Source organism: Pseudomonas sp. NPDC088429 (assembly GCF_044753305.1).
Classification (GTDB): domain Bacteria; phylum Pseudomonadota; class Gammaproteobacteria; order Pseudomonadales; family Pseudomonadaceae; genus Aquipseudomonas; species Aquipseudomonas rustica.
On the sequence record NZ_JBIVMX010000065.1, the window covers coordinates 20985 to 31784 of the forward strand.

The 10800-nt window shown below is 58.8% G+C and carries 9 protein-coding genes; 5 read left to right on the forward strand and 4 right to left on the reverse strand.

Annotation, left to right across the window (positions count from 1 at the left end; translation table 11 throughout):
• Positions 1–219 precede the first annotated feature (219 nt).
• A complete protein-coding gene (locus ACIP66_RS23820; RefSeq protein ID WP_400651362.1) occupies positions 220–786 on the forward strand; it encodes a GNAT family N-acetyltransferase in 567 nt (188 codons plus the stop codon).
• A gap of 756 nt (positions 787–1542) precedes the next feature.
• Here the strand turns inward: ACIP66_RS23820 and gbcA are convergent.
• A complete protein-coding gene (gene gbcA, locus ACIP66_RS23825) occupies positions 1543–2838 on the reverse strand; it encodes a glycine-betaine demethylase subunit GbcA (protein ID WP_053124549.1) in 1296 nt (431 codons plus the stop codon).
• Between the two features lie 294 nt (positions 2839–3132).
• Between gbcA and gbcB the strand changes: the two genes are divergently transcribed.
• Positions 3133–4233: a glycine-betaine demethylase subunit GbcB gene (gene gbcB, locus ACIP66_RS23830; RefSeq protein ID WP_053124547.1), complete on the forward strand. Its 1101-nt coding sequence runs from the start codon at positions 3133–3135 to the stop codon at positions 4231–4233.
• 342 nt (positions 4234–4575) lie between these two features.
• Here gbcB and ACIP66_RS23835 read toward each other — a convergent pair whose 3' ends face one another.
• From ACIP66_RS23835 to ACIP66_RS23845, 3 genes are all read right to left on the reverse strand, one after another.
• The gene (locus ACIP66_RS23835; protein WP_400651366.1) at positions 4576–5400 is read right to left on the reverse strand and encodes an SDR family oxidoreductase; all 825 of its coding nucleotides are present in this window, start codon (positions 5398–5400) and stop codon (positions 4576–4578) included.
• Between the two features lie 300 nt (positions 5401–5700).
• Complete coding sequence (locus tag ACIP66_RS23840; protein ID WP_400651369.1) at positions 5701–6234, reverse strand: REP-associated tyrosine transposase; 534 nt, start codon at positions 6232–6234, stop codon at positions 5701–5703.
• A 305-nt stretch (positions 6235–6539) separates the two neighbouring features.
• On the reverse strand, positions 6540–7580 hold the full coding sequence (locus ACIP66_RS23845) for a low specificity L-threonine aldolase (RefSeq protein ID WP_008084160.1): 1041 nt from the start codon (positions 7578–7580) through the stop codon (positions 6540–6542).
• A 126-nt stretch (positions 7581–7706) separates the two neighbouring features.
• On the opposite strand from ACIP66_RS23845, the gene ACIP66_RS23850 reads away from it, so the two are divergent.
• The 3 genes from ACIP66_RS23850 to ACIP66_RS23860 all read left to right on the forward strand — a co-directional run.
• Positions 7707–8417, forward strand: coding sequence for a TraX family protein (locus tag ACIP66_RS23850; protein WP_400651372.1), 711 nt, complete (start codon positions 7707–7709; stop codon positions 8415–8417).
• Positions 8418–8689: 272 nt separating this feature from the next.
• The gene (locus tag ACIP66_RS23855; RefSeq protein WP_008086924.1) at positions 8690–9943 is read left to right on the forward strand and encodes a serine hydroxymethyltransferase; all 1254 of its coding nucleotides are present in this window, start codon (positions 8690–8692) and stop codon (positions 9941–9943) included.
• Positions 9944–9963: 20 nt separating this feature from the next.
• A partial coding sequence (locus ACIP66_RS23860; RefSeq protein WP_400651374.1) for an FAD-dependent oxidoreductase occupies positions 9964–10800 on the forward strand: 837 nt, incomplete at its 3' end.

The window sequence follows — 10800 nt, forward strand, 5'->3', positions numbered from 1 at the left end:
ACCGCTGACACCGCTGACACCGCTGATCCTCTGTAGGAGCTGAGCTTGCTCGCGAAGACGGTGTGTCAGTCGGCGGATGTGTCGACTGAAACACCGCTTTCGCGAGCAAGCTCAGCTCCTACAAGTCATTTGTTGACATGAAAAATCCCCGGCATTCCTTTGCGATCAGCTTCAACCACAGGTTAAAACACCCGCTCAAACCCCCGAGGAGTCAAGTGAATGACCGTTGAGTTTCGACCTGCCCGGCGCACGGATGCGCGCGATATTGCGCGTTTGTTTCAGATCTCTTCAGAGGGTGCCTCGGACTACATCTGGAGCCAATTGGCGGAGCCGGGTGAGGCATTGCTTGATGTCGGTGAGCGGCGCTATGCGCGCGATGATGTGGATTTTTCCTGGCAGAACTGCCTGATCGCTGAGGCCGATGGCCGCGTGGTTGGCATGATGCACAGTTACGTCACGCGCGAAGATCCAGACCCGACCCCGCCCACCGACCCCGTGCTAGCGCCATACGCCGACATGGAAGTGGCGGACACGCTGTACATCTCCAGCCTCGCGCTGCACGAAGGTTGGCGCAATCAAGGGTTGGGCGTGCGCTTCCTCCAGCATGCCCAGGCCCGCGCCGATCAGCTCGCGCTCAAAGGTCTGAGCCTGATCGACTACGCCGCCAACACCGGCGCCCGCCGCTTCTATGAGCGACATGGCTTCGGCATCGTCAAAACCTGCCAAGTGGTTCCGCATCCGATGATCCGGGTGACGGGCGAGGCCTATTTGATGCGCCGAGCATGAACTCGGTTATCCACTGGCGAGGGTTTACACACAATCCCTGCTGGTCAGTCTGTGGATAACGTGTTCACCCCTCGCTGCAAGTCATGTCTGCCGTGGCTTGCAGGCCGCAGATCAAAAAACAACCAGCCTAAGTTACGGTTTTTACGGGATTTTTCTGCGGGATAACTGCGTAAGTTACCCCCGATCTCTGTTGGCGCTTCTGTGGATAAGATGTTCGCTAACCCCTGGGAGCTATATATAACGCGGCTTTCAGAGAGTTGGTCAATAACTGATCAATTCGCGCTTTTGACTCGATGAATTGCCCGTAGAGCCTGATATTTCGCATTCTTCAGGGCTTTTCCACAGCAGGCATAAAGTTACCCCCGATCTCTGTTGGCTCTTCTGTGGATAAGGTGTTTGCCATCCGCTGAACGCCACGAATGGCGTGGCTTGCAGGCTGTTGATCAAAAAGCGATCAATGTGTTTTCAAAACCGTACTTCTGGATAAGTCACGGTTTTTCTTTGCAAATCAGTGGGATATTTTTCGAATCATCCACAGTTGTCCCCATTTTCTGTGGGTGGGTGTGTGGATAACTTGTTTGCGGAAGGCTGGGGGGCTTGGTGGGTATGGGGTGCGGGGTGGTTGATCAGAAATTGTGCAATCTGGCTTTAGGGATGTGGTGTTTTTCAGGACGCCTTCGCGAGCAAGCCCGCTCCCACAGGTGGAACGCATTCCACCTGTAGGAGCTGCCGAAGGCTGCGATCTTTTGATCTTGCTCAGCCCTGAACCGGGACACCTTTGAGGTAAGGCGCAGGCTCTGCCCCAAGGTTGTTCAGCAAGCGCTCGCTGTACCAATCCACGAAGTTGACCACACCAAACTCATAGGTCTTCGAATAAGGCCCAGGCTGATACGCCGTCGAGTTGATCCCGCGCTGATTCTCCTCAGCCAGACGCCGATCCTGATCATTGGTCGCATCCCACACCTGGCGCATGCGATCAACATCGTAATCCACACCCTCAACCGCATCTTTGTGCACGATCCACTTGGTGGTGACCATGGTTTCCTGCGCGCTGATCGGCCACACGGTGAAGACGATGATGTGGTCGCCCATGCAGTGGTTCCAGGAGTGCGGCAGGTGCAGGATGCGCATCGAGCCGAGATCCGGGTTCTTGATGCGGCCCATCAGTTTCGCGCAGCCCTGTTTGCCGTCGAGGGTCATCGACACGGTGCCTTTGAGCAGCGGCATGCGCACGATGCGGTTACGCAGGCCGAAACTGGCGTGGGCGTAAGGAATCTTCTCGGCTTCCCAGGCTGCAGCGGAGGCGGCGACGTGATCCTTGAACGCCTGATCGGCGCGCGGGTCGGTGACGTCGTCCCATTCCAGCAGGGTTTTCAGCAGTTCCGGGTGCGACGCGTTGCAGTGGTAGCACTCGCGGTTGTTTTCCAGCACCAGTTTCCAGTTCGCTTTTTCCATCAAGGTGGTGGTGATCGCCACCTTGGTGTTCTCCATGTCGTACGGTTCCATGTAATGGTTCAGCGTCGACAGGAAGTCATCAATGGCCGGTGGATTCTCCGCCAGGCTGATAAAGATGTAGCCGCCGGCGGTCTTCACGTTGACTGGTTTGAGGCCGTACTGCTTCATGTCGAAGTCGGCGCCCATTTCGGTGCCGGCGAACAACAGGCGACCGTCCAGCTCGTACGTCCACTGGTGATAGTGGCAGACCAGTTTGGCGACTTTGCCCTTCTCGCTGGTGCACAGACGCGAGCCACGGTGGCGGCAGACGTTGTGGAACGCATGCACAACGCCTTCAGCGCCACGAATGACGATGATCGGGTTCTTGCCGATCTGCAGGGTCAGATAGTTGCCTTTGGCCGGGATCTCGCAGGTCATGCCGGCAATCAACCACTCTTTCTGGAAGATCTCCTGCATGTCGATATCGAAAAGGCGTTCATCGCTGTAGAACGGTTGTGGCAGCGAAAAGGTGCGCTCGCGCTCCTGGAGCATTTGTGCGGTGGCCTTGCGTGCGGGTTCCAGCGGATCGCCCAGGCTGATTTTTGCGGTGACGTCCATCGATGTGATCCTCATGGCCCTCTACGTGGCCGGCGAATGTGGCTAATCAGGGGTGCTGCAAAGTGGCTACGCAAGGTGTAAAGAATCTGTCTTGGTGTTGGGGCGAGTGTGGGCCCGGCGCGGGGCGCAACCTTATCCATGGGCGACATGATGCAATCTGTTCCCGACGCGCAACCCCCGGTGGTTGGGGGCTGGTCGCGATAAGTATGCCGATGTCGCGGATAGGTAAACGGGCGGTTCGCGCTATACGCAGAATCGCCGACATGAGGCCGACAGTCGGCCGTGGAGAACAGCATGTCCAACAGCTTCCTGAATCCGGTCACCACCCAGACCTGGGCCAATGGCCGACACATCGTCCGTTGCGTCAAAGTCATCCAGGAAACCTGGGACGTGCGCACCTTCTGCTTTATGGCCGACCAGCCGATCCTGTTCTTCTTCAAGCCCGGGCAGTTCGTGACCCTGGAGCTGGAAATCGAAGGCCAGCCGATCATGCGTTCGTACACCATTTCCAGTTCGCCGTCGGTGCCGTACAGCTTTTCGGTGACGATCAAACGCGTGCCGGGCGGCAAGGTCTCGAACTGGTTGCACGACACGCTGCATGAAGGGCAGGAGTTGGCGGTGCACGGGCCGGTCGGGCTGTTCAACGCCATCGACTTCCCGAGCCCGAAAGTCTTGTACCTGAGCGGCGGCGTCGGTATCACGCCGTGCATGTCGATGGCGCGCTGGTTCTACGACACCAACGCCAACGTCGACATGACCTTTATCCACAGCGCGCGCTCGCCGAAAGACATCATTTACCACCGCGAGCTGGAGCACATGGCGTCGCGGATCGACAACTTCAGCCTGCACCTGATTTGTGAGAAGCACGGTTTGGGTGAGCCGTGGGCCGGGTATCGCGGTTACCTGAACCACAAGATGCTGGAACTGATGGTGCCGGACTTCCTTGAGCGCGAAGTGTTCTGCTGCGGGCCGACGCCGTACATGAATGCGGTCAAGCGGTTGCTGGAAGTGGCTGGTTACGACATGTCGCGTTATCACGAGGAATCGTTCGGTGCCACGCCGCCCGAGGCCCGTGCCGATGCGGTGGAACAGGCGGAGCAAGCTGCGGATGCACCGGAAATTGATATCGCCGATCTGCATCAGGTCGAGTTCACCTCGTCCGGCAAGAGCATCCGTGTGGCACCGGGCGAGACCGTACATGCGGCGGCTGCCAAGCTTGGGTTGATGATTCCGAAAGCGTGCGGGATGGGGATTTGCGGGACGTGCAAGGTGCTGAAGCTGGGTGGCGAGGTGGAGATGGAGCACAACGGCGGGATTACCGAGGACGACGAGGCGGAGGGGTTTATCTTGTCGTGCTGCAGTGTGCCTAAAGGTGATGTGCGTATCGAGTTTTGAGGGGGGCGAATTTTTGCGTACGGCTTGCCCCTCACCCCAGCCCTCTCCCAGAGGGAGAGGGGGCCGACCGAGGTGTCTGGCGCTCTACATCGACCTGAAAGACCTTATCGATTGTGGATTCGGCAAAGCAGTTTCATGTCGGCGAAATCCTCAAATATCCCCCAATCAGCCCCCTCTTCCAGAGGGAGAGGGGACTGACCGAGGTGTCTGGCGCTCTACATCGACCTGAAAGACCTTATCGATTATGGATTCGGCAAAGCAGTTTCATGTCGGCGAAACCCTCAAATATCCCCCAATCAGTCCCCTCTCCCTTTGGGAGAGGGCTAGGGTGAGGGGGCTTTTTCAGTCAACAAACAAATCCGGCATCAACGCCGCCTCGCTTTCCCGATCAAACCGGTAGTGATTGAACTCAGTCACACCGCTCTCGCGCAAAATTTCTTCATCAATCAATAGCCGCCCGGTGATCTGCCGATCGCGGCTATCCAAAATCACATGCGCCGCATCCGCCATGATCGCTGGCGTTCGCGCCTGCTTGAACGACTCCCGATTCCCCAGTTGAAACTCAATCGCCGCCGTGGCAATCATCGTCTGCGGCCACAACGAATTCACGCTGATTCCGTACGCGGCAAACTCCTCACTCATCCCCAGCGTCAACATGCTCATGCCGTACTTGGTCACCGTGTAGGGGCTGAACTGTGCAAACCACTTGCTCGCCAGATTCAGCGGTGGCGACAGATTGAGGATGTGCCCCGAGGATTTCTTCAGATAGGGCAGGGCGGCCTGGCTGCACAGCAGCACCGCGCGGGTGTTGATCTGGTGCATCAGGTCGAAGCGTTTGAGCTCGATGTGTTGCACACCAGTGAGTTTGATTGCCCCGGCGTTGTTTACCAGCGCATCGATGCCGCCGAAGTGCTCATTGGCTTGAGCCAGTGCTCGGCGCACCGCGTCCTCATCACGCACATCCACCTGCAACGCCAACGCCTTGCCGCCCGCCGCTTCGACTTCAGCGGCGACGCTGTGAATGGTGCCGGGCAATTTCGCGTGGGGTTCGGCGCTCTTCGCCGCGATGACGATATTGGCCCCGTCCCTCGCGGCACGCAGCGCAATCTCACGGCCAATGCCACGGCTGGCGCCGGTGATGAACAGGGTTTTGCCTTGTAACGACATGCCGATGCTCCTGCTTATTGTTATGTGAGCGGAGGGCTCGACAGACAATGTAGACCAAGCAGATCAGGGAACGCTGTCTCCGGCATGATCGTTCCCACGCTCCGCGTGGGAATGCAGCCACTGACGCTCCGCGTCGTAGCGGTGCTCAGCTTTACGTTTATGGTGAGGCTGGAACGCGGAGCGTCCCGAGAGGCATTCCCACGCGGAGCGTGGGAACGATCAGTGCGGAGGTCGGGCGGACTCAATTTGCTCGTTCCCATGCTCCGCGTGGGAATGCAGCCCGGGACGCTCTGCGTCCCATCAATACCAGCACTGAACCTCAATCAGCCCCGGCATTCCCGCGTAGTCTCTAGCGCTCGAATAACGCCAATGCTCCGGCAAGTCCACATATCCACGTTTCACTGGATTGTTGTGGATGTATTCAAGCTTCTGACGCATCACCGATTCGCTGTAGACCATTTCTGCGTGTGAACCTTCCTGCCACAACTGGTACACCCGATCCTGCTTATGCGCGCGTTTGCTAAAGCGCAGACGTTTCAGGGCTTTGTCGGCACCTTTGCTTTGCAGATCATTGATGATTTGTCGCGCGGTGAAAGATTTGAATTGGCTGAGACATTTACTCAGGTCGGGCGCCTGAGCGACGAAGTGAAGATGGTTTTCCAGAATCACGTAGCCGTACAGCTTCAAGTCATGGTGGGTCTGTTGATAACGCCAGCAGTTGAGCAGGTGGTCGACGATGTACGGGCGGATGAATAACGGCAACCACTCCATGATCGTGCAAGTCAGGAATTGCGGTTTGTCGGTTTCAGTAATGGTGTAGCGGCTTCGGCCCATGGGATTCTTCCTTGAATCTTGCGGTACGACGGGAATGGAACGCGGAGCGTCCCGGGAGGCGTTTCCACGCAGAGCGTGGGAACGATCAGGGTGAGGCGGGTGGGATGATCGCGCTAGAAGAGAAGTCTGGTATTACGGTGGGAAAAGTCATCCTCGGCCGAAGATCGATCCCACGCTCTGCGTGGGAATGCAGCCATTGACGCTCTGCGTCATAGCGGTGTTTAGCGTCTGGGGAATGGAACGCGGAGCGTCCCGGGAGGCGTTCCCACGCGGAGCGTGGGAACGATCAGTGCGCTGGCGTCAGGTCAGGCGGACATGACTTCGCGGATGTCGCGGGCGAGTTCGCGGACGCGTTCTTCTTCGGTGTCCCACGAGCACATGAAGCGTGCGCCGCCCTTGCCGATGAAGGTGTAGAAACGCCAGTTCTTCGCGGTGAGCGCGGCGATGGCCGGTTCCGAGAGTTGCAGGAACACGCCGTTGGCCTGCACCGGGAACATCAGTTCGACGCCGGGAATGTCGCTGACCAGTTCCGCGAGCAATTGCGCGCAGTGGTTGGCGTGGCGCGCATATTTCAGCCAGGCGTCGGTTTCGAGGATGCCGACCCACGGGGCCGAGAGGAAGCGCATTTTCGACGCCAACTGACCGGCCTGTTTGCAGCGGTAGTCGAAGTCTTCAGCCAGTTTGTGGTTGAAGAACAGAATCGCCTCACCCACCGCCATGCCGTTTTTCGTGCCGCCAAAGCACAGCACATCGACACCAGCCTTCCAGGTCAGATCCGCTGGCGAGCAGCCGAGGAAGGCGCAGGCGTTGGAGAAGCGCGCGCCGTCCATGTGCAGGTGCAGGCCCAGTTCCTTGCAAGTGGCGCTGATGGCGCGGACTTCTTCCGGGGTGTAGACGCTGCCGACTTCAGTGGCTTGGGTCAGGGTCACCACGCGCGGTTTCGGGTAGTGGATGTCCTGGCGCTTGAGCGCGACTTCGCGGATCGACTGCGGGGTGATTTTGCCGTTTTCAGTGCCGGCGATCAGCAGTTTCGAGCCGTTGGAGAAAAATTCCGGGGCGCCGCATTCGTCGGTTTCGACGTGGGCGGTTTCCGAGCAGATCACGCTGTGGTAACTCTGGCACAGCGACGACAGGGCCAGCGAGTTGGCGGCGGTGCCGTTGAAGGCGAAGAACACTTCGCAGTCGGTTTCAAACAATTGGCGGAAATGGTCGGACGCGCGCGCGGTCCATTCATCGTCGCCATAAGCGCGCTGGTGGCCGTGGTTGGCCTGTTCCATGGCAGCCCAGGCCTCAGGGCAGATACCGGAATAGTTGTCGCTGGCGAATTGTTGGCTCTTGTCGGTCATGGCCGGCTTCCGTGGTCGAGACTCTTGTGAAGGCTCGTGGTCAATGATGGTGCGCACTTTACCGAAGATCTTCCGGGGAGCACACGAGATGTCGCTGTCTGAACATTACAAGGATGCAGGCCGATTATGCACCTGAGAAAACGCGACGGCGCGCTGGATCTGCTCAAGTGGCTGGCGCTGCTGAGCATGTTGCTCGATCACCTGCGATATGTCGGGTTCTCCGCCGATTGGCTGTACGTGCCGGGACGATTGGCATTTCCGTGGTTTTGCCTGGCGATGGCGGCGAATCTTTCGCGCGATGGTTCGCGGAAGATGGAGTGGCGCTATCTGGGGTGGTTGTTGCTGTTCAGTGCGGTGAGTGAGATTCCGTATCGGTTGTACATTCCCGAGCCGGATACGTTGAATGTGATGCCGACGCTGGCGCTGGGCTTGCTGGTGGCGCGGGGCTGGCAGGATCCATCGGTGATGTCGCGATTGCTCGGTGTTGCTGCGCTGGTGCTGGCGATGGTTTTCCCGGAGCGGCTGATGTTCGGGTTCTTCGGTGTTTTGTTGCCGCTGGCGATGCTGCTGGTGTTTCGTCGGCCGTGGTATTTCAGCCTGTTGCCGGGATTGGTATGCCTCGCAGCGAATCAATGGCAAGTGCTTTACGACTCGGCGAGGTTCGGCAGTAGCGTGGCCATTCTTGGCATTGCCGCGTGTCTATTTGCGCCAGTGCTCGGAATGTTCCTGTTGCGACATGGGCGACATCTGCAGCCGCCGCCGATGCGTCGCTGGGCTTACGCCCTTTATCCCGCGCATTTCCTCCTGCTGCTACTTATCCGTCAAGTCACCGCTTAACCCCTGTAGGAGTGAGCCTGCTCGCGATAGCGGTGTATCAGCCACCATTTGCTCCGCTGACCCACCGCCATCGCGAGCAGGCTCACTCCTACAGGGGATCTGCGCAGATTCAACAAGGCATTTCCAGCCATGTCGTAAACGCACCTTTGCGTGGCGTCCGCAGGCATTTGAGCTGTCTGCGCCGGTCATACCATCGGCATCAAAGGGCACTGCCGTGATTGCCGGTGCCTTACCGAGACGAATGGCGCACAGATGCCGCTGGGAGAGACGCGATGTTCAGCAAGCAAGACCAGATCCAGGGTTACGACGATGCACTGCTGGCAGCGATGAATGCCGAGGAGCAACGTCAGGAAGATCACATCGAGCTGATCGCGTCAGAGAACTACACCAGCAAACGCGTGATGGAAGCGCAAGGCAGCGGCCTGACCAACAAATACGCCGAAGGCTATCCGGGCAAGCGCTACTACGGTGGCTGCGAGCATGTGGATAAAGTCGAAGCACTGGCCATCGAACGCGCCAAGCAACTGTTCGGCGCCGATTACGCCAACGTTCAGCCGCACTCCGGTTCGTCGGCCAACAGCGCCGTCTACCTCGCGCTGATCCAGCCGGGCGACACCATCCTCGGCATGAGCCTCGCCCACGGCGGTCACCTGACCCACGGCGCCAAAGTGTCGTCCTCGGGCAAGCTCTACAACGCTGTGCAGTACGGCATCAACACCGACACCGGTTTGATCGATTACGACGAAGTCGAGCGTCTTGCCGTCGAATCCAAGCCGAAAATGATCGTCGCCGGTTTCTCCGCTTACTCGAAGACCCTCGACTTCCCGCGCTTCCGTCAGATCGCTGACAAAGTCGGCGCGCTGCTCTTCGTCGACATGGCCCACGTTGCCGGTCTGGTTGCCGCCGGTCTGTACCCGAACCCGCTGCCGTACGCCGACGTGGTCACCACCACCACGCACAAAACCCTGCGTGGCCCACGTGGCGGGCTGATCCTGGCCAAGTCCAACGAAGAGATCGAGAAGAAGCTCAACGCCGCCGTATTCCCCGGCGCTCAGGGCGGCCCGCTGATGCACGTCATCGCCGGTAAAGCCGTGTGCTTCAAGGAAGCGCTGGAGCCAGGTTTCAAGGCTTATCAGCAACAAGTGATCGACAACGCTCAGGCGATGGCCAGCGTGTTTATCAAACGTGGCTACGATGTAGTGTCCGGCGGTACCGACAACCACTTGTTCCTGGTCAGCCTGATCCGTCAGGGCCTGACCGGTAAAGACGCCGACGCCGCCCTCGGCCGTGCACACATCACCGTCAACAAGAACGCCGTGCCGAACGATCCGCAATCGCCGTTCGTGACCTCGGGCCTGCGCATCGGCACCCCGGCCGTCACTACGCGCGGTTTCAAGGTGACCCAGTGCGAAGTGTTGGCCGGCTGGATCTGCGACATCCTCGACAACCTCGGTGATGCCGATGTCGAGGCCAATGTTGCCCAGCAAGTGTCGGCCCTGTGCGCAGACTTCCCGGTTTATCGCTGAGTGTTCTGGAGTAACTGACTATGCAACGCTATTCGGGCTTCGGCCTCTTCAAACACTCCCTCAGCCACCACGAAAACTGGCAGCGCATGTGGCGCACGCCGACGCCGAAAAAGGTCTACGACGTGGTCATCGTCGGCGGCGGCGGGCACGGTCTGGCGACTGCCTACTATCTGGCGAAAGAACACGGCATCACCAACGTCGCCGTGGTCGAGAAGGGCTGGCTGGGCGGCGGTAACACCGCGCGCAACACCACCATTGTCCGCTCCAACTACCTGTGGGACGAGTCGGCGCACCTCTACGAGCACGCGATGAAATTGTGGGAAGGCCTGTCCCAAGACCTCAACTACAACGTGATGTTCTCCCAGCGCGGCGTCTATAACCTGTGCCACACCCTGCAGGACATTCGTGATTCCGAGCGTCGGGTCAGCGCCAACCGCCTCAACGGTGTCGATGGCGAACTGCTCAACGCCAAGCAAGTCGCTGACGAGATTCCGTACCTCGACTGCTCGAAAAACACTCGGTATCCAGTGATGGGCGCGACCGTTCAGCGTCGCGGCGGCGTCGCCCGTCACGATGCCGTGGCCTGGGGCTTTGCCCGTGCCGCCGACGCCTTGGGCGTGGACTTGATTCAGCAGACCGAAGTGATCGGTTTCCGCAAGGAAAACGGCGTGTGCATCGGTGTTGAAACCAACAAGGGTTTTATCGGCGCCAAGCGCGTCGGCGTGGTCACGGCCGGTAACTCCGGGCACATGGCCAAGCTCGCCGGTTTCCGTCTGCCGATCGAATCCCAACGGCTGATAGGTATTGTTTACGTGTGTATTAATGTGATTTTGGTAATTGTGTTATTGTGTATCTTT